The sequence below is a fragment of the Lacticaseibacillus chiayiensis genome (assembly GCF_004123795.1).
Classification (GTDB): domain Bacteria; phylum Bacillota; class Bacilli; order Lactobacillales; family Lactobacillaceae; genus Lacticaseibacillus; species Lacticaseibacillus chiayiensis.
In genome coordinates this window covers 1-21,655 of record NZ_MSSM01000009.1, presented here as the reverse complement: position 1 = coordinate 21,655, position 21,655 = coordinate 1, and the positions used below count along the sequence as shown (strand labels likewise).

The following is a 21,655-nucleotide window of genomic DNA, read 5'->3' as shown; positions in this document are numbered from 1 at the left end:
ATACATATGTTCAGGTCGAAAAAATGGCTTTTAGCGTTGCCATCCGCGGCGCTCGTACTTTTGGCCGCTGGTTGCTCATCAAGCAGCAGTGGGCAATCAAGTACCAATCAAACTCTGAATTGGTCGGAATCATCTTCAATTGTGACCAATGATCCTTCACAATCGACGGATACCGTTTCTTTTCAAGTGATGAATAATACGCAGGAAGGGATTTACCGGTTAACTGATAAGGGCCAAAAGCCGCAACTCGCATTGGCTAAGAAGGTCACGACCAGTAAAGATGGCATGACGTATCATGTCACGTTACGCAATGCAAAATGGAGCAATGGCGATCCGATTACGGCACAGGATTTTGTGTATAGTTGGCAGCGCACCGTGGATCCAAAGACGAAAGCCACTGATGCGTTCTACTTTGCGCCGGTGAAAAATGCCAGCGCGATTATCAAAGGAACTAAGCCGGCGTCTGATCTAGGCATTAAGGCCACCGACAGCCATCACTTAACGATCACGCTGGAAAATCCGACCGCTTACTTCAAGAAGTTGCTGGCGTTCCCGCTGTATTATCCGCAGAATCAAAAAGTGGTTGAAAAATATGGTAAAAAGTATGGCACTTCCGCAACGACGCAGGTTTACAGTGGGCCATTTAAGTTGACGAAATGGAATGGAACCGGAGACAGTTGGACGCTGGCCAAGAACCCGCAGTACTGGGATAAAAAACACGTTAAACTTGCTAAGGTTAACGAAACCGTGATCAAGGATGTTCAAACCGGCATGAACCTTTATCAAACCAAGAAGTTGGACTCGATCGTGCTGACCGGTGAACAAGCCGCCGCCCATCTCAAGGACAAAGATGCGGTTAAACGGCTGTCTTCCAACATGACACGCGTTGACCTGAATCAAAAACAGGTTCCGGCGTTCAAGAATCTTAAGGTACGCCAAGCCTTTTCCATGATGGTTAATCGAACGGCCCTGACCAAGAACGTTTTGAAAGATGGCTCCAAGCCGGCGCTGGGCTTCATTCCGATCGGTTTGTATACCAATCAGAAAACCGGTGCGGATTTTGCCAAGACAACCCAGGTGAAAAGTGCGGTTGCCTATGACAAAACTAAAGCGAAGAAGCTATTTGCAGAAGGCATGAAAGAATCTGGCCAAAGTCAACTGAACTTAACATTACTAGCCGATGATACGGATGTTTCCAAACAGGTCGCCGAATATCTGCAAGGTGCGTTTGAAGACTTGCCACATGTTAAAGTCACGATTAAGAGCATTCCGAAAGCACAACGCCTGCAAGCGATGAATTCCGGCAATTACGACATGGTGGTCACCGGATGGCAATCGATCTTTGCTGACGCGTACAACTTCCTGGACGTATGGATCAGCGACTCGAGCTACAATTCATCAGGCTACAAAGACGCCAAGCTGGATCAGTTGCTAAGCGAAACCGAAACCAAATATGGCAACGACCCGCAAAAACGCTGGACCATGTTGCAAGATGCCGAAAAGATTCTGATGAAGGATCAAGGCACCTTGCCACTTTACCAAGCTGATAACCTGCAATTGTTGCGGTCGAATGTAAAAGGTTTGTCGTTCAATCCTAATGGAACACCATATGATTTCAAGACGGCTTATCTGAAGTGAAAATGAACTGAAAAAACAGCCCATCATGCTGTGCACATAGAAACTGTGCCACATGGTGGGCTGTTGGTGTTCGATGGATTATTGGTGGTCATTGACGTAGATGGTAGCGGATCTCGTCTTATGCCAATAATCCGGCATGCTATGAAACCGGCAGCTACATTCCTCGAAAGAAGGTGATAACTTTGGCTTTAGAACTGTCGTACGTCATAATCCTGAAGAAAGGAGTAGCCTTGTGTCAGTCAAAGACGTACTTGATTTGATGTTCTGTGTGGCGAGGTCTATCTCTCCATACTAACATTAATCATTGTGCTAGTTGACCGGAATAACACAAAATAGCCGTCTCGCACAGCCAGCGAATTGACGGCTATTTTGTAGCCTTAAATGAGCTGCTGTTAAATAGCATTCCAAAGGGCTTGGTGTTCCTGCACCAGGCTCTTTATGTGGATATAATAGCAGGTGGTTTGAAAAACCTCAATAGTGATGATACATTATTGAGAACGCTTAATAATAACAAAAGGTATTTAAACAAACTATTTCCCTTCTAGTAAACCCATGCTACAATAAATTCAGAATGCTACGCGACGGCAGCTACACTATCTGAAAGAGGGTGATCGCTATGGTTTTAGAACTGTAGTACCTCACAATCCTGAAGAAAGGAGTAGCCTTGTGCCAGTCAAAGACGCACTTGACCTGATGTTTCAGTTCGGCAGTTTCATTCTTGCCCTACTGGCGTTAGTCATTGTGCTAATTGACAGGAATAACACAAAATAGCCGTCACGCCTCGGTAGCGAATTGACGGCTATTTTGTAGTCAAAACGAGCTGCTGTTAAATAGCATTCCAAAGAGCTTGGTGTTCACTCACTAGGCTCTTTGTTCGTTTCTATTATATCATGTAGATTTTGAATCTGCTACGCTAACGTATCAAAACACATTCATGAGTTTAAACCTTGCACGTAAGGGGCCAAGACTGAATCCGTCTGTTGACGTTCTCCGATACTAAGACACATACACATACACGTGCGTCTTTCCTGTAGCGCTTCCAAATAAAAAGTGATATACTGCCGTTACAATCGAATAGAAACATTTGGGGTGCTGTAGAAGCTGAGATGATACCCATGGAACCTGATGCAGTTAGGACTGCCGCAGGGAAATGTCGTTAAAAATCAATTCTTTTGATGATGCTTATTTGTGCGTTCATGGACCCCGCCGATGATTTGGTGATGGGCCCTTTTTTTGTAAGCGTGAGCAGGAGCGCTTAGAAATCGGAGTGTAAGTGGCCTCAAGCTAAATGGCTGGGATTTGGCCATTTAGGCTTGAGGTCCTTACACGCAGATTTCTGCGACTGCGAACGCGTTATAGAGCGCGGACGCCGGTCTGAGCCATTGCGGTCTGAGATCCTTACACGCAGGCTTCTGCGCCAGGGAGCGCGTTATGGAGAGCCGCCGCGTTTGCCAAATTAACGAGTGGGCGGACATGAATGGCATGGATAAACACCGCAATCAAGGATTGATACTATTTAGCCCCCGTCTGTCTTTATTTGAAGAAATGGGGGTTATTTTAATGGATAAATGGTCGTTGCGTGATGTGGTTTTGCTGGCATTTTTGGCCTTTCTATTTGGTGGCGTCTTTATGGGTGCCGATGCCATTTATGCTTTGCTAGCAGCGGCATTGACGCCAATCGGTTATGCGCCGTTTGCTAATGAAATTTTGTTTGGCATGTGGGTGATGGCAGCGCCGATGACCGCCATGTTACTGCAAAAGAAAGGCAGTTCGATTTTAGGTGAGTGTTTGGCGGCGCTGGCGGAAATGCTTTATGGATCTTATTTTGGGCCGGCCGTGTTGCTTTCCGGTTTTGTTCAAGGATTGGGCAGTGAGGCGGGCTTCATTGTGACGCGTTATCGCCGCTATGACACCGTGAGCCTGTTGTTAGCAGCAGTTGGTACCACCGTTTTCAGCTTTGCCTACGAATATTTCAAACTAGGTTATGGGGCCTATAGTCTCGGCATGATTCTGGCATTGGTGACGGTGCGGCTGTTGTCGGTTATTTTCTTCGGCGTGGTGTTGGTTCAACTCGTGATGAAACTTTATGAACAAGCCGCTGGGGTCAAACGACTGACGGGCAGGTCATGAGCCATGGGGATTGAACTCAAGAAGTTGCGATTTCAGCGGGATGGCCCACTTTTTGACGGCCTCGACTTCGCATTTGCGACTGGTGCGATGACCGTGTTGACCGGCGATAGTGGCAGCGGCAAGTCCACCTTACTCAACTTGATTGCCGGATTCGCGCCGATGATGTATGAAGGCAAAATCTTGGTGAATGGTCACGACAATCGCGATGACGCTATGCAATCGAAAGCGCGGCAGGTTGGCATGCTGTTTCAAAATCCCGATCAGCAGTTTACCATGCGAACACTGCGCGGCGAACTCAACTTTGCCTTAGAAAATCTCAACTTGCCAGCGGAAGCGATGGTGAAGCAAATCAGACAGGCTGTGGCATTGGGTGAAACCACGGCATTCTTGGATCGCGACTTACAAACCTTGTCCGGTGGCGAAAAGCAGCGCGCGGCGTTGACAGTTTTACTGGCGATGGATGCGCCGGTGTTGTTGCTTGACGAGCCTTTTGCAAGCATTGATCCGGCCAGCCGCCAGCAGCTCATCACCAAGTTAGGCCACTTGCGCGATGTCGGGAAAACCATTGTCATCGCGGAACATGACTTGAGTGATTACGCTGACGTTGCCGATGAGCTCGTCTCGTTGAAAAATGGCCGGCTGACTAGATTGCCTTTATCGACACTAACGACGATTCCGACGCATTTTCAATTAACGCAAACTAACGCGGGCACGAAACCTTTGTTTCACCTTGATCACGTGATTTGTGGCCAGAATCGTCAAGTCCTGATCCGAGCGGCTGATTGGCATTTTAATACCGGGATAACGACACTAACCGGCGCCAATGGTAGCGGCAAGTCGACATTGTTGCGTGCTATGGTACAGCTGCATCCCTACCAAGGCCGCATGCTTCTTGGCGATCGCCGCTTACGACGCAGGCAGCGACTGTTTCAAACGATGACGTTGGCAGTGCAGGACGCCACCAAACAATTTGTGACCTTGACGCCGGCTGACGAGTTGAAATTTGGATCACCACTTACGGCAGAAGTACGTGAACGCCAACAAAACGCGCTTGAGTATCTGGGGTTGGCAGACAAGCAAAATGGTAGCCTGTATCACCTGAGCGATGGCCAAAAGAAAATGATTCAACTCATCGCAATGCTGAGTCTGGACCGATCATTTTTACTGTTAGACGAGCCTTTCAGCGGGTTGGACGAGCGGGCATGTGCTTTTTTCACTAAATGGATTCAGGAAAAAGCCGTCGAAGAATCTTTTTTGATTGTGACCCATCGCCTTGCTCCGTTGGCCGGTGTGAGTCAGCAGCATGTTCAGTTGGCGGATCAACACTTGCAGGTGGTTGGAGGATGAGATGATGGTGTCAAAAAAGACCAATGCCTTGAATTTGAGCTTGTTGATTCTGGTGTTGACCCTGGAAATATCGTTTAGTCATTCGGTGAAACTCGACTTGGCACTTATCGGACTGGCCGCTGCTTTTCTGTTGTGGCGGCGGGCGTTTAAAAGTCTTGTCGTCTTAGCGCTGCTGCCGTTGATTCCGGCAGCGAGCACTTACTGGGCGATCACGTTACATGGCACGGATACGACATATGCGTTGCTGCTGTTTGTGCGGACGTATGCCTTCACCGCACTGGGCTTGGTATTTCTGGTCGGCGTGGATCTGGAAGCGTTGCTACTGTGGCTGGAACAACACAAGCTGTCCCCCAATTTTGTCTACGGGTTGTTAGTGGTCATCCACGCCTTGCCGCAAATCATACACGAAGTTGCGGCGATCCGCGAAGCCAGTCTGTTGCGCGGACAAAAACTGCATCCCTGGTCGCCGATGATTTACGTCAAAGTAATTTTCGTCGCCATGTCGTGGCAGGACCAGTACGTCAAAGCTATGTACGCTCATGGGTATACCGAGGGCGCCGCACGATCAGTTCCGCGCGCCATTGTCAGCTCTCGGTGCGGCTTGATGGCGGCCGCGGCACTGTTTCTGCTTTTGAATGTGTTGGTTCGGTAGTTTGCCAGTAAAAGGGTTCATCAACCCAAAACGAGATACTGACGTCAATGAGAGGACGAGAAATGAAATTTTCAAAAATAGCTCGGCAACAAGTCGTGCCTTATTGGGAAGGGAGCCTGTCGCATCCTTTTCTGACTGAATTACAGGATGGGACGCTTGATCCGACAATTTTCCGGTTTTACCTGATTCAGGATGCGTATTATTTGAAACACTTTAGCCATTTGTACACGTTAATTGCCAAACAGGCGCAAGAACCTGAGCTAAAAGCTTATGCCGAGCAGTCGGCAGCAGGTTTAGCGGCTGGGGAGTTGGCGGTACGTGAAGATTTTTTTGAAACCCTGGCGATCACGGATGATGAAGTGGCGGCGACGGCCATTGCGCCGACCGCGTACCATTACGTATCCCACATGTATCGGCAATTGGTTGAAGGCACGCCGCATGTGGCGATTGCGGGAATGCTGCCGTGTCCGTGGCTTTATCAGGAAGTCGGGCAATATTTGGCGCAGCGCCAGTCACCGGTACCGATTTACCAACGCTGGATTGAAACCTATAGCGGCGATGAAAATGCCGACGACCAGCAGGCAGCGGTGGCGCTGGTAAATCGGCTGTACGAGGAAAGCACACCAACTGAACAGCAGCAGATGATCGCCGCTTTTCGGATTAGTACACAAATGGAATATAGCTTTTGGGAAATGGCCTATCGCTTGGAAGTGTGGCCGAAAGGGAGGATCGCCGATGGGGCAAAACCACGTTAAACGGCTGGCCATGTTAGCCATGATGATTGCATTGGATGTCGTATTGTCACCGTTATTTCGGGTAGAAGGGATGGCGCCGATGTCGAGCGTGATCAACGTGATCGTGGCTGTTGTGATGGGACCGCTGTATGCGACGGTCATGGCGGTTGCCTGCGCAATTTTACGTATGACACTGCTTGGCATTCCGCCACTTGCTTTGACTGGCGCAGTTTTTGGCGCACTGTTGGCAGGCATTGGCTATCGCTTGGTTCGCCAAAATTGGTGGGCCGCAGTTGGTGAAATCATCGGCACCGGATTGATCGGCTCACTGCTGTCGTATCCGGTAATGGTATGGTTCACCGGCAGTAGCCAGTCATTGTACTGGTTTGTCTATACGCCACGGTTTCTCGGCGCATCCATTGTCGGTTCATTGATTGCACTGTTCGTCCTATATGAGCTGGAGCACAACGGTTTTATGAAACGGCTGCAAAAAATTTTTTGAGCGTGAGCGGGCGCGTTTAGGAGCCGGAGTATAAGTGGCCTTGGGCGTGATGGCGGGTTTTGCCATTGCGACCAAGGTCCTTATACGCAGGCTCCTGCGCCAGCGAACGCGTTATGGTGAGCTAAAACAACTGCCTATAACTTCAATTTAATATTTAATTCAGGAGGAGTTTTTATGAGTCAAAAAATTACTGAAGTATTCGCCCAAGCATTTAAAACGACTTTTCCTTTGAAATCGTCGCCATTGGTGGACTGCATCACCAATGCCGTCACGATCGAATCGATGGCTAATGCCCTGCTTTATATCAATGCCAAGCCGATCATGGCGGATGTTCCAGAAGAATTTCCGGAACTTTTCACCCAAATTGACGCGCTGTTGCTAAATTTGGGTCACATTTCTGCCGAGCGCAAGGATAGTTTGCTGGCCGCCGGTAGTTATGCGGCGGAAACCCATAAGCCCAGTGTCGTTGACCTTGTCGGCGTTTCGGCGACCCAATTGCGGTATGACATCAGCCAGCAGCTGTTGCAAAATCATCCGAATGTGATCAAGGGGAATATTTCCGAAGTACGCCGGTTTGCCGGATTGAAAAGTACCGGCCGCGGCGTTGATGGCAGTCAGTTAGACCAAAGTGCGGATGCATTGTCAGAATTAACAGCTGCTTTACAATCATTAACTCAGCAATACCCGAACACCACCTTTTTGGCAACCGGTGAGACGGATTTAGTTGTCAGTGCGAAGGGTCAGTGGCAGTTGAAAAATGGCGTGCCGCAGCTGGATCGTTTCACCGGAACCGGCGATATTGTCGGCGCCTTGATCGCTGCGCTGCTGGGGCTCGGCTTGACGAACGATGAAGCGGTTGTCGTTGCGGTGAGCTATTTCAACTGCTGCGCTGAAGTAGCCGCAGCTCAAAATCCAGAAGGCGGCATCGCGTCATTCCGGACAAAAACATTGAATCAGCTTTCATTGCTGGCAGACAAGACGGACTGGGTTGAAATGGTGAAAGGAGAAGCGGTATGAGAACTGAAGATTTGAAACTTTATTTGGTCACGCACCGTTATGACGATTCGGAGCTTGACTTTTTGGCCAAAATCACCGCGGCGTGTGAGAACGGGGTCACGATGGTGCAGTTGCGGGAAAAACATTTGAAAACCCGCGATTATTACACGTTGGCACAGAAGGTCAAATACATCACTGATCAATATCAGATTCCGCTGATGATTGATGACCGCGTGGATATCTGTCTCGCAGTTGATGCTGCCGGTGTGCATATTGGTGATGATGAGTTGCCGGTAGCGGTCACGCGTCAACTGATTGGGCCGGACAAACTATTGGGGGTTTCGACCAAAACGCTTGCTGCGGCAACAGCGGCCGCGGCAGCCGGAGCAGATTATCTCGGTGTCGGCGCCATTTTCCCAACGCCAACCAAGCCGGATTCGCCGGTACTCAGTCTTGAGGCACTCAAAAACATTGCCGAATCGGTGCCGATTCCTGTTGTGGCAATTGGCGGGGTCAAGGAAAGCAACCTCGACATTTTCAAAAACACAGGCATTGCCGGCGTGGCGATGGTCAGTGACATCATGCAGGCGCCGGACACGGCTCAAAAAGTTCGCGCCATTAACGCAAAGCTAAAAGAGGTGTTGTAACATGGCGGTCAATCGCACACCGCAAGTGGTTACCATTGCCGGATCGGATTCTGGCGGTGGTGCCGGAATGCAGGCTGACTTGAAGACCTTTCAGGCGCGCCATGTTTTTGGGATGAACATTGTCGTGGCACTCACGGCGCAGAATACCTATGGCGTTCAGGCCAGTTTGCCAATTCCGACTTACTTTATCGACGCGCAGTTTCAGTCGCTCGCTGATGATTTCGCAATTAAAGCCGCCAAAACCGGGATGTTGGCTGATCGCGAACACGTGGAAGCAGTTGTCCGTAATCTGCAGCAAGTCGACTTTGGTCCGTTAATCGTCGACCCTGTCATGGTAGCCAAGGGTGGCGCGACTTTGCTTGAACCAGAGGCCGTGGCGACGATTAAAAGTAAGCTACTGCCGCTTGCTGATGTGGTCACACCTAATTTACCGGAAGCCGAAATCATCGTCGGGAAGCCGATCAAAACAGACGCCGACATGATGGCCGCTGCGCAGACCATTCAGCAACTCGGTGTTAAAAACGTCATTATCAAGGGCGGTCATCGCAGCGAAGACGAGCAAGCAGCAGATTTTATTCTGATGGCAGACGGCAGCAGCTTTTGGCTCAGCGCGCCGCGGATTGCAACCGGCAATACGCATGGCACCGGCGACACGTTTTCTGCGTGCATCGCCGCCGAGTTGGCAAAAGGGCAGCCGCTGAAAAGTGCCATTGTCACGGCGAAAGCTTTTCTGCAAGGTGCGATCAGCCAAGGCATTTTTGTTGGCCATGGTCATGGACCAACCAATCATTGGGCGAAGTTAAGCGATGAGGTGCAGGTGAGCCAGACTAGGTAGTTTGAGATTGACAACGTTGGTTCGCTATCCATGAAACTAAGGATATCGGATCAGCGTTTTTGTCGTGCAGAAAAATTTGTCCGAGATTCAGAAAAAAGTTTCACACACTTTGCTTAAAAATCACGATCTTGACGCGTCATCTGTTATGCAACAGTTTTCAGAAATAGACGAGACACTTGGTTAACATTAATGATCGGACTTGCTACTTTGACAGGGTATCAGACAGAAACACTTTTAACATTCGGTTGAAGCAGGTAATGCTGTCAATCGAGTTAACCATGCTCAAATTCCCCCTTTTTGTTTCATAAAATCTGAATGCTTTTAATTGACAGCGCTTACAGGATCGCGTTAGACTTAATTTATAAAGTTAAGTAAAACGTTTTACCTAAAGATGCAGGCAGGGTCGTGGTTGTGATGAAGAAAAAGGTGTCCATTACTGATGTGGCTAAAGAAACCGGACTTTCGGTTACCACCGTTTCGCAAATTTTAAATGGCAAGGGTGCGCGGTTTAGCGAAGCTTCGCGAAAACGAGTGTTGGCCGCTAAAGAGTCACTGGGATATGAGCCGGATTTGTTTGCCCGAGGGTTAGTCGGCAAGCGTGGGAACTCAATTGGCGTGGTGATTCCGGATATGATGAATCCATTCTTCGCCAGCTTTGTGGTTAGCGTTGAAAAGGTGGCGATTCCGCGCGGTTTGTTCCCGCAGATTTTTTCGATTAATGGGTTTCATGAAAATGTTGATTATTTTATTCGGCAGTTTCTGGGCGGTACCCAACGTGGGTTAATTTTGGCCGCTCCGGAAGCTTCACAGGAAATTGTGCAAAAAGTCAGCCGCCAACTCAACTTGCCGATGGTGTTTACCGACCAGGCGACCACACTGATGACCGGCGATAGCATTCGGATTGACGAGCGGCATGCAGGTTTTCTGGTGGCGGATCATTTGCTGCAATTGGGGCATCGGCGGATTGCGCTGGTGTTGCCAAAACGCTTGACGATTAACCTGCAAGATCGCTTCGCCGGTTATCAAGAAGCTTTTGCCAAACATGGCGTCACGTTTGATCCCGGGATGGTTTTTCCTAGCAGTTTTGATCCGGAAGGCGGGCGGCAAGCCGTCGCGCGGATTGTGAAAACCGACGCTACGGCCATTATCGCCATCAATGATGATGTTGCCAGCGGCGTTTACCGCGGCTTGTACGAACAACACAAACGGATTCCGGAAGATTATGCCGTGGTCGGTTTCGATGATGTCACGCAAGCCCGTTTCATGACCCCGGGTTTGACAACATTGGCGCAACCGATCGACCAACTTGGCCAGCAAGCGGTGGAATTACTGGTGGCGCAAATGAGTGGTGAACCTAACACACGCAACACGATCGAGCTGCCGGTGAAGTTGGTTAAGCGCGGGTCTACGCGACCGATTTAGTCCAAAAAATGGAGGAGGTCATTCACATTGAAAAAAGGATCTGTCATCAATACGCAACTGGCACAAGTGATCGCGGACATGGGGCATTTTGACTTACTTGGCATTGGCGACGCTGGCATGCCGGTGCCGGATGATGTCTGGAAAATCGATCTAGCCGTCAGCAAAAATCTGCCAAGTTTCATCGATGTTTTAGAAAATATTTTGACCGAACTGCAGATCCAAAAAGTGTATCTGGCAGGGGAAATCAAAAGCCAAAATCCGACACAACTGGCACAAATTCAGCAACGTATCAATGCGCCCATTGTCTTCATCCCTCATGATCAGATGAAAAAAGATCTCAGTAAAACGAAAGCATTCATTCGCACAGGGGAAATGACGCCTTACTCGAATATTTTGTTGGAAAGTGGCGTCACATTTTAAAGAGCGTGAACTGGCGCGGTCAGGAGGCGGAGTGTAAGCGGCCTTGGGCGTGATGGCCAGGGTTTTGGCTATTGCGACCGAGGTCATTACACGCAGGCTCATGCGCCAGTGAACGCGTTTCGAAAATTTGAAATCATCCTTTTTACATCACCAAACATTCAGTACTTGGGGGAAAACACAATGAAGATCGAAATGAAGAAGATCACCAAGAGCTTTGGTGCCAATCAAGTTTTGAAAGGGGTAAATTTTACTGTCGAATCCGGCGAGGTGCATGCGCTGATGGGCGAAAATGGCGCCGGTAAGTCAACGTTAATGAATATTTTGACTGGGTTGTATCCTGCGAACAGCGGCGAAATTCTCGTGGATGGACAGCCCACCACTTACGCCGGACCAATGGAAGCCGAACAGCATGGCATTAGTTTTATTCATCAGGAAATGAATAATTTTCTGGAGATGCCTGTGGTAGACAATATGTTTTTGAATAAGGAATTGCGTAACAAATTCGGCTTGATGGATAGCAAAACGATGCACGATCAGGCGGTTCATTATCTAAGCCAGCTTGGTGCCAAATTTGATGTCGATCAGCCGATTGGCAACTTAAGCGTTGGTCGTCAGCAAATGGTGGAAATCGCAAAATCGCTGATGACCGATGCCAAGATCATCATCATGGACGAACCGACTGCCGCACTGACCGAAGCAGAAATCGCCCAACTTTTCAGTGTCGTGCGGCGACTCAAAGCTGACGGGGTGGGATTCATTTACATTTCCCACCGCATGGAAGAAATTTTTGAGATTGCCGACAAGGTGACGGTCATGCGGGATGGGTTGTCCATCACTGAATACGCAACCAAACAAGTGACCATGAAACAGCTGGTAAAAGACATGGTAGGCCGTGAGATTGACGACTTTTATCCGGACCGTACGCCAAACTTTGGTCCAGTGGCAATGGAAGTCAAACACTTGACCGAAAAAGGCGTGTTCAGCGATGTGAGCTTCAGCGTGCGGCAAGGTGAGATTCTGGGATTCTCCGGCCTGATGGGGGCAGGGCGAACGGAAATTATGCGGGCGATTTTTGGGATCGACAAGTATCAATCCGGTGAGATCCTGTTAGACGGCCAACCGGTTAAAATTCGCGACCCGCAAGATGCCATTCGCCATAATCTCGGCTTCTTGACGGAGAATCGCAAGGATGAAGGACTCATTCTGGACGATTCATTACACGACAATATCGTGTTGCCTTCAATTGACGGCTTCGTTAAACATGGTTTGGTGGATGAAAAAGCCACCGACGACTTTGTACGGATGCTAATGAAAAGGCTTACAGTCAAAGCAATGGGTCCTGAAGTCACTGCTGGCAGCCTCAGTGGCGGGAATCAGCAAAAAGTGGTTTTGGCCAAATGGATCGGTTCCGGGTCTAAAGTCTTGATTCTTGATGAACCGACGCGCGGTGTGGATGTCGGCGCCAAACGAGAAATTTATGACTTGATGAATGAGTTGACCGATCGAAACGTTGCGATCGTGATGATTTCCAGCGACTTACCGGAGATTTTAGGAATGAGCGATCGGATTGCAGTGGTCTATGAAGGACGCATCACCGGTATTTTGGATGGTAAAACGGCAACGCAAGAGTCGATCATGACGCTTGCTACAGGAGGAGTGGAAGAACATGCAGGCGCAATCTAAAACCAAAGCCGCCAACAAACTGGATGTCAGGAAGATTTTCAGTCGCTTGGGACCGTTGTTGGCATTGGTCGTGTTAGTGATTCTCGTTACCATCATGAGCCCGACATTTGTGTCACCGGCGAACCTTTTGAATTTACTGCGGCAGGTATCGATTAACGCGGTCATTGCTTTTGGGATGACCTTCGTAATTCTGACTGGTGGCATTGACTTATCTGTTGGCTCGATTTTGGCACTGTCAGGCGCGGTAACTGCCTCTATGTTGACAAGCGGATTTGCCGCACCGTTAGCTTTGGCGGTCGGACTGATTTTAGGGGCGATTTTCGGTTTATTCAATGGCATCCTCATCGCTTACGGAAAAGCGGCGCCGTTTATTGCTACTTTGGCGACCATGACGATTTTCCGCGGCGCCACGTATGTCTTCACCAATGGGAACCCGATCACCGGCGCCAAAATGAACAATAGTTTTCTGTTTCAGTTCATGGGTCGCGGGTACTTGTTCGGCATTCCGTTCCCGATCATTATCATGATTGTAGTCTATGGCATTTTGTTCGTATTGTTGCACAAAACTGCTTTTGGTCGGAAGACTTATGCCTTGGGCGGTAACGAAACGGCGGCGCGGATTGCCGGTGTGCGGACGAAAGTAGTGACCATGCTTATCTACACGATTTCCGGGTTAATGGCCGCTATCGCCGGAATCATTCTCACATCGCGACTCAGTTCGGCGCAACCGGATGCAGGCACAACTTATGAAATGGATGCTATCGCGGCGGTCGTGCTAGGCGGAACTTCACTGGCTGGCGGTAAAGGCCGTATTTTTGGAACGCTGATCGGTGCGTTGATTATCGGCACACTGAACAACGGGATGAACTTGCTGGGTATTTCCAGTTTTTATCAGCAGATTGTCAAAGGAATTGTGATCCTAATCGCGGTGCTGTTGGATCGGCGTTCTTCTAACAATGGGTAACAAGTTGTGGGTGAAAATCCCCGTGAAAAGCAAAAACGCTCATATATTAACTTTAGGAGGAGAAAGACATGAAACAATCGTTCAAACGCTTTTTGATGGTCGCAGTTATTGCTGCCGCCGCTATTTTCACGTTAACGGCATGTGGCAACACCGGTCTGGGATCCAGTTCCGACAGTGGCAGTAAAGTAACCAAAAAAGCGCCAAAGGATCTGAAGGTCGGTGTGTCACTTTCAACCTTGTCCAATCCGTTCTTTGTTTCAGTTCAAAATGGGATTCAAGATCTAGCTAAAAAGAATAAAACCAATGTCCAGATTTCCGATGCCCAAAACGATACGGCTAAGCAGAATAATAACGTTGAAGATATGATTCAAAAGAAGGTTGATGTTCTGATTATCAACCCAGTAGACTCGAGTGCGATTACACCGGCTGTTAAAGACGCCAACGATGCCGGCATTCCGGTCATCACCGTTGATCGCTCCAGTGATGGCGGGAAGGTCTTGACGCTGGTGGCTTCTAACTCCATCAAAGGTGGTCAGATGGCCGCGAAGTATTTGATTGACAAGTTAGGCAAGAATGCAAAGATTGCTGAATTGCAAGGTATTCCGGGCGCCTCAGCAACCCGTGAACGTGGTAAAGGGTTTGATGCTGCGGCAAAGGGACAGCTTGATATTGTTTCCAAGCAAACAGCCGGCTTTGATCGTGCTAAAGGATTGACCGTAACGGAAAATATTCTGCAAGGTAATGGCGATATTGTCGGCATTTTCTCGCAAAACGATGAAATGGCTTTAGGTGCGGTGCAGGCAGTTAAAGCAGCTGGCAAGAAGATCACTATTGTCGGGTTTGACGGCGAAGCAGATGGCATCAAGGCAGTTAAAGCCGGTGACATGGCCGCAACCGTTGCCCAGAAGCCAGAAGAAATGGGTCGACTGGCACTGCAGGCAGCTTATGACCACTTCAATGGCAAGACGGTCAAGAAGAACATCGAATCACCACTGTCCCTTGTCACAACAGAGGATGCGAATAAGTAAGCGTCGTGCTATGCTTGGCGTTAATCACTAACGTAAGCAGTCACAATAACGCGTTCACTGGCGCAGAAGCCTGCGTGTAAGGGCCTTGGTCGCAATGGTCAAGAGGCGCCATTACATCCAAGGCCACTTACACTCCGGCTTCTAACCGCGCCAGTTCACGCACACACTAAAAAAAGGGCCAGTGCAAGGTCCTTTTTACTTATTGGATATTGGAGGAATAATGATGCCTAATCATGTTGTTGTTATCGGCAGTATCAATGTCGATGCTATTTTGCACATTCAGCGGCTGCCGAAGCCTGGCGAAACGATGGAGATGGACGCCTTTTCACAGGCGGCTGGTGGAAAAGGCGCGAACCAAGCCGTGGCGGCGGCGCGATCCGGTGCCAAAACCAGTTTTATCGGTCGGGTCGGTGATGATGCCAATGCCGCGTTCATGCGCGGTGAGCTGGCCAAAAATCAGATTGACACGGAATATGTGACCACGACAATCGGCACGCAAACGGGGCAAGCTTATATTTTGCTACAGGCATCCGGGCAGAATTCCATTATCATTCAGCATGGCGCTAATTTTGCGCTGAAGGCAGACGATGTGCAACAGGCGGCTAACCTGATTCAAAGCGCTGATTTTGTAGTGGCAGAGTTAGAAACGCCGTTAGCCGCAACGACAGAAGCCTTCAAGATCGCCAAAGCGGCCAGCAAGGTGACAATTTTAAATCCGGCACCGGCGCAAAAAGACTTACCTTTGTCGTTGCTAAAAAATGTCGACCTCATCACGCCAAATGAAACCGAAAGCGAGTTGATCACGGGTATTCCGGTCACAGACGAGAGTGGCATGCGAGCATCAGTAGCATATTATCACGAGCTTGGTATTCGCGGCGTGATCATCACGTTGGGCTCGAAAGGTGCGTTCATTTCGCTTGATGGTCAAGCAACCATTGTGCCAGCCTTTAAGGTGAAGGCCGTTGATACCACGGCGGCAGGCGACACATTTATCGGTGCCTTGGCCAGCGTGTTGCAGACTGATCTCAAAAATATCGTCGAAGCCGCCACCTATGCCAGCATGGCCAGTTCGTTTACGGTTCAAAAGTTGGGGGCGTTCCCGTCGATTCCGATTGGGGATGAGGTTCGGGCGGCACTGAGTAAAAGCAGGAAATGAATCATTAGCGGTGATCTTCGAAAACAGCTTTTGGATCAACAATATGCAGGATAAAGACAAAGTACTAGTGATGCCCACCAACAACGCTTGCCAGTGGGCATTCTTGGTGTTCCCGAAATGGACGTTAACTAGGGGTGAAATTCTATGACAGATCGTAGTGGTCGGAACCGCTCGCCAAGGGAAGGGGGGCTCAGCGCGAGTTAGATGGAAAGACGTACTGATATACCTTTTCTAAGTCAGGCCAATTAGTTGGCTGGCCGAACGAACCCAGTCGTTATCTGGTCTGAGATGCGTTCCTAAGCCAGGACCAAATGACTCAATTGATAGCTGAAGTGGCTTCTGTAAACGACAAACTATGATTTCCTCCCATTAGAGCAACCATAACTTCAAAGGAAAACCTGGAAATGCTGGAATTGGCATACATTTATTATAGTACGGTAATGGAAGCGTAAACCTCATAGCAATATGTCTGGTATTTAAGTGTCCTCCACCAAATAGGACGATCAGGGCCGACTAATACATCTATTACTTGAGACTCCATCATCAGGCTACTGTTTGGAACCTTTCAAAAACTTATAGATGTCACACCAACGATTAAGCTTTAGGTTGCTTTTTTGTACGTCGAGCAATAATGAACCTAATAATAAAATTGTGGCACCCAGACTTGATACCCCCAGAGCCGCCCCGCCATGCTCTTTTACATTTGTTAAACCAATTAAGAAAATAGTCCCCCCCCGCAATCATGATTATCGAGCGGAGGTACATTGCCTTTCTCTCTATCTGCGCAGGCTTGACCGAATGGACGAAATTGAGAACTTTGCGCGTTTCACTTTTTTCTATAAATTTACTTGATACCGCTATGAGACTTACCCCAACTGCTGCAACTACCAAAGTTCCAGCACCGTACGATTTAAACATAATAATACTTCCGAAAAACAAAATATATCCTGATATAATTAAAAAAGCAGCAATGTCCTTTTTTTTCATAAAAATCTCCTTCTTTCTTAAAAGGCCAAAATTTCTCAGCTGGCAGCATACGGATCCTTTGAATCTCACTTATGGTTTGTATATGAATGAAGGGAACGGTATAGTAGACCATCTTTTACAAGGAAGAACTGAGATCTTTCCTTGATAGTCAGTGCAAGTCCCAAATTCTCCTTATAAATCATATCCATTACCTACCTTCAACTTTTTTTCTTCAAGTAACTCCGTATTTCCTCATACGCCCTTAGCTTTTCTCTACGCTTAAAATCCTCAAGTCGCACACTGGCAAACGTAATTGGAATCAGTAGCAACATTGCGAAAATAAGAGAAATCATTCCAGCTGATCGCGTGAGGGAAAGAAGTAGTAGCATGGCAACAATCGAGATTATCAAGATTGCAACATCTAAGTTGATTTCATTAATTTTCTTTGTAACCTGATTGTCCATAGATTCGGGTTCGTCTTTTGTGTCGACTGAGACAAAAGTAGAAAAGTCAATTTTGTAATGCCTGCATATCGATAAGATCATCTCGACATCGGGAATGCTCTTTCCTGTCTCCCAGTTAGAAACTGTTTGCCGAGTGACATTGATTGCCTCAGCAAATTGTTCTTGAGTAACACGTCGAGTTTTTCTAAATCGTTTGATTGCCTCTGAGATTGGAATGGCTTGCATGATAAGATTACCTCCGTGTTGTCGTTTTGTCTGTCAAACATGTGTTGAATTTTGCAAAAAGATCAAATTCAAAAGAAGTTTTGCATTCAATATGTTGGTGCCTGGAAATTTTTAAAACATTTAAAAACCACCGGCTAAGTCATTCTGCACATCAATTCAAGCTGATCGAAGCTGCTTCCGATAATTGCTCAAAACAAATTTTGAAAATCGTCTAGAAGTATAGGTTTCTTCACCAACCAACATTCCAACCTTAGCTTTAAAGAAGGACTCGAATTTATGCGGCCGCAATGCGTTAATATTAAGAATTTTAAAACTTCCTGGAAAATTTTAAAATCACGAATTCATAAAACGGTTTGTATCTCCCGCCGGCGTGGTTACGGTGCTTGCCAACAATCCCACCAAAAATCGCTAACGTCATGACCAAAAAAATGGCATTGTATTTAGCCGGCGGGCTAGCTGCGTTGGGATTTGCTTTATTACGATACCTGGTGCTGAACAAAGGAATCTATGAACTCGGGCGGCTCGTTTATGGTTTAGAAGTTGGAAGCGTTCCCGTCGATTCCGAATGGGGATGATGTTAGGGCCGCGTTGGATAAGAGCAAAACATGACACTTTATTTGTTGTTGTCGCGATCACATATCCGCATCAATGCCTAAATTTCGCAGCTGATGACGTTTTGTTTTTCCGGCAGCTACCTGTGCATCCCCATGCTTGATTCTTGCCATGAGCTCAGAATTGCTGAGCAAATACATCGTTTCTTCGTTAGCATCAAAATCACGTTTGCTCATCAGCACAACAGAATGATCTGGATTTTGGGCAGTGACCACTAATGGCTTCGTTTTTTCAGCGACCTGTCGCATGTAAACGTCAAAGTTCTGCTGGAAGTTCTTGGCGCTAATTGTATCCAAGTTGATCACCCTTTCTTTGTAAAAACATAACATGACGCAGGCTTTCAAGATAGTCTATTCGAAAAATCGCGCCGATCTCTCATTACTGGTGAGAAATCGGCGCGATTTTTAAGTGGGTGAAACAAACGTTCATTTAATACAGACTAGCAACATAAGGTTTCATGGCAGTCACAACTTCGCCGCTGCCAGTGCCTTCGATCAAAGCCACAGTCAGATAACTGTTCTTATCAGCATCCATGGCAACCAGGAAGCCGTTCTCTTTGCCATCAGTATCTTGCTTCTGCTTGAGTTCGGCGGTGCCGGTTTTGGCGGCGATGGTGTGGCCGTCGATGGCGAGTCCGTGTGCGGTACCAGTCGGATCGGAAACGACGTGGGTTAACGCGGTTTTAACGGTATTTGCACTGTTGGTTTGCAAGACGCTGGTTCGTTTGCCTTTGGTGTCTTGGATCAGCGTAGGCTGTTGCATGGTACCGCCGTTTGCGATGGCGCTGTACATGGCCGCCTGCTCGATGGGTGACAAAAGTAACTGCCCTTGGCCATACGCGGTGTCGGCCAAAAGGGTGTCAGACGCGAGCTTGCCAGAGTTGGAAATCTGAGGTTTTTTCATGGTCAATGGCAAATCGGCCTGCGTCTTGAAAAATGGGTCCAGCCCTTTGAGATAAGCCGAAGCTCCCATTTTCAAGGCGACTTGGGCAAACCAGATGTTGTCGGAGTTGACCAAGGCTTGCGTCATATTTTCCGGCGAAGCATCGACTGTCCGCGTGATCTTGTAGTCGCCCCAAGACGAATTTTTCTGCCATTTGAGGCCGGAGATGGATTTGGTTGTGTCTAGGGTGATTGTTTTGTTTTGCAAGGCGATGGCTGCCGTCAGCATCTTGAAAGTTGAGCCTGGCGCGTAACGCTGGGCGAAGCGACTGAGGAACGGCAGGGATTTGTTGTTGGCATACTTGTCATAATCTGTTTGACTGATGCCGTTGACGAATGCGTTCGGGTCGTAACTAGGTGCACTTGCCAGCGTCAGCAGTTCACCATTTTTCGGGTTCATCGTTACAACACTGCCGGCCTTGTCGCCAAGTTGCGCGTAAGCCGTTTTTTGCTGGTTGGCATCAATCGTCAGTTTTAAGTTTTTGCCGTTGACAGCTTTTTTGCTTAAAAGTGGGTGGACGTTGCTGCCATTTTGAATTGAAATGGTCCCCCCATCGGTTCCGCGCAGTTGCTTGTCATAAACCTGTTCCAGTCCCGCTTTGCCGATTTTGCTGTTGGCGGTTAGAGTTGGATCTTTGCGAATGTCGTCGGCCGTTGCGGTGCCAACGTAGCCGATGAGTTGGGCGGCTGCTTCGCCGAGCGGATAGGTGCGTGAGCCGATGGTTTGGTAAGCGGCGCCGGTCAGTGTCGGAGAGTCGGTGACGATTTTGACGGGAACAAAGGTGTCGTCGGTGACCCAGGACTGCTTAAGTAACGTTTCGAGGCTGGCAACCTTCACGTTCCATGCTGCCGCGATTTTTTCAAGATTAGCGGTGCGTTCATCGCCGGTACCAAGCTTGCCCGGTACCAGTCCTGCCTGCGTCACATCACCGTTTTTAGCAAGCGGTTGGTTGTTACGATCGAGAATCTGGCCACGGGTTGCGGCGGTGACATCAAGTTGAACCGTATCCTTACCATCCATCGAAGGAAACAGCAGGCTTGGCGTCCAGCGTATCAACCATTTGTTGCCACTTTTAACGATGGGTGCCCCGTAATGTTGCGTGTTGAGTTTGCCGATTTTGGTGTTCATGGTCGCATCAAACGTCATTTCGTAGGTCTTGGCGTCCTGTTTCTTAGTGGTTAACTTGCTGATTTTGATGTTGCTAGCTCCAACCCGATCGAAAACGGCCTGATTGCGGGCGACCAACGTTTTAGGCGTATACTTCCAGCCTGGGCCAGTAAGGTGTTCAGTGTCTACCTGCTTGACCGCCTTGGTATATTGGCGCTTGGCGAACGCCTGTGTATAGGCTTGCGCGGTGGCCTGAACCGCATCAGCTTCAGACTTGGCTTGATACCAGTGATAAAAGCCAAAACCGCCGCCAATAATGACCACGGCAGCGATGACGCCGCCAATGATGGTGAGGGTCGTTTTTTTCATTTCTAATTCTCCATTCTGAGCGCGCGACGACGAAAATAGAAGTCGGGACGCGCGTTATGCAGCATGCAAAAACTCCAACAAGGTTATTCTACGCTATGAAGTGCACGGAGGAAACTTTGACGAACTGAAAAGGCCTTAGAGAAAATGAATACTTTCTCTAAGACCTGTATGATAGACGATCATTTGCAAACCAAATAAAGCAGCCGTGCTCATATCCAATCCCATGTCGGATAGCACTTGTTGCGCCGGTTCTTTGATTTCTGGGTTCACTTCGGCAAAGACACGAACGGTTTTATTTTTGTTGGTCACGCTTTCACCTCCAGTGCTTATTGTACGTTTCGTCTGCACAAAAATCGATTTTGGAGCATTTCAGGACAAAAAAGGGACAGAATTGCCATTAACCGGCACTGTGCTGAAATCGGCATGATGTCGTGGACCCGATCTTTTTAATAGGTTCGTTTGGGCAGGAGTTATAGCACTTGCAGTAAGGCCATCGCTTGTTTTCGCGACAACTTTTCTTCATCAGCTAGCGTGGTCACTGCCAGTTTCATAACCTGTTTATAGCGTTGAAATCCTAATGCAGGCAACGTGGACTGGATATCAGCCAACAATGTTTCAAAGGCTTCAGGCGTCCACCGTTTCGGCGTTTGCATATACATCGTTGTACCAAACGTTTGCAAGGTTGCCGTGATCGTTTCGATGTCAGTAAAGTACAACGTTGCGTTTGGGATAGGTGAACTGACAAAAGTGTTGATGGTGTCTTGAATACTGTTGAGTTCTGCTTGCGACATTGGTTTTGCCTTTCTATCGCTGTAG

The 21,655-nt window shown here is 48.3% G+C and carries 23 protein-coding genes and 1 riboswitch; of the genes, 17 read left to right on the top strand and 6 right to left on the bottom strand.

Annotation, left to right across the window (positions count from 1 at the left end; genetic code table 11):
* Nucleotides 1–6: 6 nt before the first annotated feature.
* From BVJ53_RS04825 to rbsK, 16 genes are all read left to right on the top strand, one after another.
* A complete protein-coding gene (locus tag BVJ53_RS04825; RefSeq protein WP_129301401.1) occupies nucleotides 7–1,638 on the top strand; it encodes a peptide ABC transporter substrate-binding protein in 1,632 nt (543 codons plus the stop codon).
* A 666-nt stretch (nucleotides 1,639–2,304) separates the two neighbouring features.
* On the top strand, nucleotides 2,305–2,409 hold the full coding sequence (locus BVJ53_RS15570; RefSeq protein ID WP_414467423.1) for a putative holin-like toxin: 105 nt from the start codon (nucleotides 2,305–2,307) through the stop codon (nucleotides 2,407–2,409).
* A gap of 304 nt (nucleotides 2,410–2,713) precedes the next feature.
* A riboswitch (TPP riboswitch) is annotated at nucleotides 2,714–2,804 on the top strand.
* 394 nt (nucleotides 2,805–3,198) lie between these two features.
* Nucleotides 3,199–3,768 (top strand): ECF transporter S component, encoded by a 570-nt coding sequence (locus tag BVJ53_RS04810; protein ID WP_129301400.1) that lies wholly within the window; start codon nucleotides 3,199–3,201, stop codon nucleotides 3,766–3,768.
* A 3-nt stretch (nucleotides 3,769–3,771) separates the two neighbouring features.
* Complete coding sequence (locus tag BVJ53_RS04805; protein WP_129301399.1) at nucleotides 3,772–5,115, top strand: ABC transporter ATP-binding protein; 1,344 nt, start codon at nucleotides 3,772–3,774, stop codon at nucleotides 5,113–5,115.
* A gap of 4 nt (nucleotides 5,116–5,119) precedes the next feature.
* Entirely contained in the window at nucleotides 5,120–5,767 is a 648-nt protein-coding gene (locus BVJ53_RS04800; RefSeq protein ID WP_129301441.1) for an energy-coupling factor transporter transmembrane component T, read from the top strand.
* 62 nt (nucleotides 5,768–5,829) lie between these two features.
* Nucleotides 5,830–6,522, top strand: a complete 693-nt coding sequence (gene tenA / locus BVJ53_RS04795; RefSeq protein WP_129301398.1) for a thiaminase II — start codon at nucleotides 5,830–5,832, stop codon at nucleotides 6,520–6,522.
* A complete protein-coding gene (gene thiW, locus BVJ53_RS04790) occupies nucleotides 6,503–7,003 on the top strand; it encodes an energy coupling factor transporter S component ThiW (RefSeq protein ID WP_129301397.1) in 501 nt (166 codons plus the stop codon). Before tenA ends, thiW begins: the two co-directional genes overlap by 20 nt.
* A gap of 174 nt (nucleotides 7,004–7,177) precedes the next feature.
* A complete protein-coding gene (gene thiM, locus BVJ53_RS04785) occupies nucleotides 7,178–8,020 on the top strand; it encodes a hydroxyethylthiazole kinase (protein WP_129301396.1) in 843 nt (280 codons plus the stop codon).
* Entirely contained in the window at nucleotides 8,017–8,646 is a 630-nt protein-coding gene (thiE, locus tag BVJ53_RS04780; RefSeq protein ID WP_129301395.1) for a thiamine phosphate synthase, read from the top strand. Before thiM ends, thiE begins: the two co-directional genes overlap by 4 nt.
* A 1-nt stretch (nucleotide 8,647) precedes the next feature.
* The gene (gene thiD, locus BVJ53_RS04775; protein WP_129301394.1) at nucleotides 8,648–9,481 is read left to right on the top strand and encodes a bifunctional hydroxymethylpyrimidine kinase/phosphomethylpyrimidine kinase; all 834 of its coding nucleotides are present in this window, start codon (nucleotides 8,648–8,650) and stop codon (nucleotides 9,479–9,481) included.
* 414 nt (nucleotides 9,482–9,895) lie between these two features.
* A complete protein-coding gene (gene rbsR / locus BVJ53_RS04770) occupies nucleotides 9,896–10,903 on the top strand; it encodes a ribose utilization transcriptional repressor RbsR (RefSeq protein WP_129301440.1) in 1,008 nt (335 codons plus the stop codon).
* A gap of 27 nt (nucleotides 10,904–10,930) precedes the next feature.
* Complete coding sequence (gene rbsD / locus BVJ53_RS04765) at nucleotides 10,931–11,323, top strand: D-ribose pyranase (protein ID WP_129301393.1); 393 nt, start codon at nucleotides 10,931–10,933, stop codon at nucleotides 11,321–11,323.
* 180 nt (nucleotides 11,324–11,503) lie between these two features.
* Nucleotides 11,504–13,006 (top strand): sugar ABC transporter ATP-binding protein, encoded by a 1,503-nt coding sequence (locus BVJ53_RS04760; protein ID WP_129301392.1) that lies wholly within the window; start codon nucleotides 11,504–11,506, stop codon nucleotides 13,004–13,006.
* Nucleotides 12,990–13,970: an ABC transporter permease subunit gene (locus BVJ53_RS04755; protein WP_129301391.1), complete on the top strand. Its 981-nt coding sequence runs from the start codon at nucleotides 12,990–12,992 to the stop codon at nucleotides 13,968–13,970. The genes BVJ53_RS04760 and BVJ53_RS04755 overlap by 17 nt, the downstream gene beginning before the upstream one ends.
* 68 nt (nucleotides 13,971–14,038) lie before the next feature.
* Nucleotides 14,039–14,998: a D-ribose ABC transporter substrate-binding protein gene (locus tag BVJ53_RS04750; protein ID WP_129301390.1), complete on the top strand. Its 960-nt coding sequence runs from the start codon at nucleotides 14,039–14,041 to the stop codon at nucleotides 14,996–14,998.
* A gap of 223 nt (nucleotides 14,999–15,221) precedes the next feature.
* Nucleotides 15,222–16,154: a ribokinase gene (gene rbsK / locus BVJ53_RS04740; protein ID WP_129301439.1), complete on the top strand. Its 933-nt coding sequence runs from the start codon at nucleotides 15,222–15,224 to the stop codon at nucleotides 16,152–16,154.
* A gap of 594 nt (nucleotides 16,155–16,748) precedes the next feature.
* On the opposite strand, the gene BVJ53_RS04735 is transcribed toward rbsK, so the two are convergent.
* Together BVJ53_RS04735 and BVJ53_RS04730 are read right to left on the bottom strand one after the other, a co-directional pair.
* Nucleotides 16,749–17,141, bottom strand: a complete 393-nt coding sequence (locus BVJ53_RS04735; RefSeq protein ID WP_129301389.1) for a hypothetical protein — start codon at nucleotides 17,139–17,141, stop codon at nucleotides 16,749–16,751.
* Between the two features lie 197 nt (nucleotides 17,142–17,338).
* Complete coding sequence (locus BVJ53_RS04730) at nucleotides 17,339–17,809, bottom strand: helix-turn-helix transcriptional regulator (protein WP_129301388.1); 471 nt, start codon at nucleotides 17,807–17,809, stop codon at nucleotides 17,339–17,341.
* Nucleotides 17,810–18,192: 383 nt separating this feature from the next.
* On the opposite strand from BVJ53_RS04730, the gene BVJ53_RS04725 reads away from it, so the two are divergent.
* Entirely contained in the window at nucleotides 18,193–18,384 is a 192-nt protein-coding gene (locus BVJ53_RS04725; protein WP_129301387.1) for a hypothetical protein, read from the top strand.
* 57 nt (nucleotides 18,385–18,441) lie between these two features.
* Here the strand turns inward: BVJ53_RS04725 and BVJ53_RS04720 are convergent, their stop codons facing one another.
* From BVJ53_RS04720 to BVJ53_RS04710, 4 genes are all read right to left on the bottom strand, one after another.
* On the bottom strand, nucleotides 18,442–18,717 hold the full coding sequence (locus BVJ53_RS04720) for a type II toxin-antitoxin system Phd/YefM family antitoxin (RefSeq protein WP_191983428.1): 276 nt from the start codon (nucleotides 18,715–18,717) through the stop codon (nucleotides 18,442–18,444).
* A 133-nt stretch (nucleotides 18,718–18,850) separates the two neighbouring features.
* Nucleotides 18,851–20,839, bottom strand: coding sequence for a penicillin-binding protein PBP4(5) (gene pbp4, locus BVJ53_RS04715; RefSeq protein ID WP_129301385.1), 1,989 nt, complete (start codon nucleotides 20,837–20,839; stop codon nucleotides 18,851–18,853).
* 135 nt (nucleotides 20,840–20,974) lie between these two features.
* On the bottom strand, nucleotides 20,975–21,148 hold the full coding sequence (locus tag BVJ53_RS14940) for a hypothetical protein (RefSeq protein WP_158280539.1): 174 nt from the start codon (nucleotides 21,146–21,148) through the stop codon (nucleotides 20,975–20,977).
* 161 nt (nucleotides 21,149–21,309) lie between these two features.
* Nucleotides 21,310–21,655, bottom strand: a 346-nt coding sequence (locus tag BVJ53_RS04710) for a hypothetical protein (protein WP_331250555.1), incomplete at its 5' end; no start/stop codon positions are given.

Excerpts from the sequence above, each read along its gene's own strand:
- BVJ53_RS04825 (WP_129301401.1), top strand. The coding sequence starts at position 7 with ATGTTCAGGTCGAAAAAATGGCTTTTAGCGTTGCCATCCGCGGCGCTC.
- rbsR (WP_129301440.1), top strand. The coding sequence starts at position 9,896 with ATGAAGAAAAAGGTGTCCATTACTGATGTGGCTAAAGAAACCGGACTT.
- BVJ53_RS04750 (WP_129301390.1), top strand. The coding sequence starts at position 14,039 with ATGAAACAATCGTTCAAACGCTTTTTGATGGTCGCAGTTATTGCTGCC.
- thiE (WP_129301395.1), top strand. The coding sequence starts at position 8,017 with ATGAGAACTGAAGATTTGAAACTTTATTTGGTCACGCACCGTTATGAC.
- thiM (WP_129301396.1), top strand. The coding sequence starts at position 7,178 with ATGAGTCAAAAAATTACTGAAGTATTCGCCCAAGCATTTAAAACGACT.
- tenA (WP_129301398.1), top strand. The coding sequence starts at position 5,830 with ATGAAATTTTCAAAAATAGCTCGGCAACAAGTCGTGCCTTATTGGGAA.
- BVJ53_RS04735 (WP_129301389.1), bottom strand. The coding sequence starts at position 17,141 with ATGAAAAAAAAGGACATTGCTGCTTTTTTAATTATATCAGGATATATT.
- BVJ53_RS04755 (WP_129301391.1), top strand. The coding sequence starts at position 12,990 with ATGCAGGCGCAATCTAAAACCAAAGCCGCCAACAAACTGGATGTCAGG.
- rbsK (WP_129301439.1), top strand. The coding sequence starts at position 15,222 with ATGCCTAATCATGTTGTTGTTATCGGCAGTATCAATGTCGATGCTATT.
- BVJ53_RS04760 (WP_129301392.1), top strand. The coding sequence starts at position 11,504 with ATGAAGATCGAAATGAAGAAGATCACCAAGAGCTTTGGTGCCAATCAA.
- pbp4 (WP_129301385.1), bottom strand. The coding sequence starts at position 20,839 with ATGAAAAAAACGACCCTCACCATCATTGGCGGCGTCATCGCTGCCGTG.
- BVJ53_RS04730 (WP_129301388.1), bottom strand. The coding sequence starts at position 17,809 with ATGCAAGCCATTCCAATCTCAGAGGCAATCAAACGATTTAGAAAAACT.
- BVJ53_RS04800 (WP_129301441.1), top strand. The coding sequence starts at position 5,120 with ATGGTGTCAAAAAAGACCAATGCCTTGAATTTGAGCTTGTTGATTCTG.
- thiW (WP_129301397.1), top strand. The coding sequence starts at position 6,503 with ATGGGGCAAAACCACGTTAAACGGCTGGCCATGTTAGCCATGATGATT.
- BVJ53_RS04805 (WP_129301399.1), top strand. The coding sequence starts at position 3,772 with ATGGGGATTGAACTCAAGAAGTTGCGATTTCAGCGGGATGGCCCACTT.
- BVJ53_RS04810 (WP_129301400.1), top strand. The coding sequence starts at position 3,199 with ATGGATAAATGGTCGTTGCGTGATGTGGTTTTGCTGGCATTTTTGGCC.
- thiD (WP_129301394.1), top strand. The coding sequence starts at position 8,648 with ATGGCGGTCAATCGCACACCGCAAGTGGTTACCATTGCCGGATCGGAT.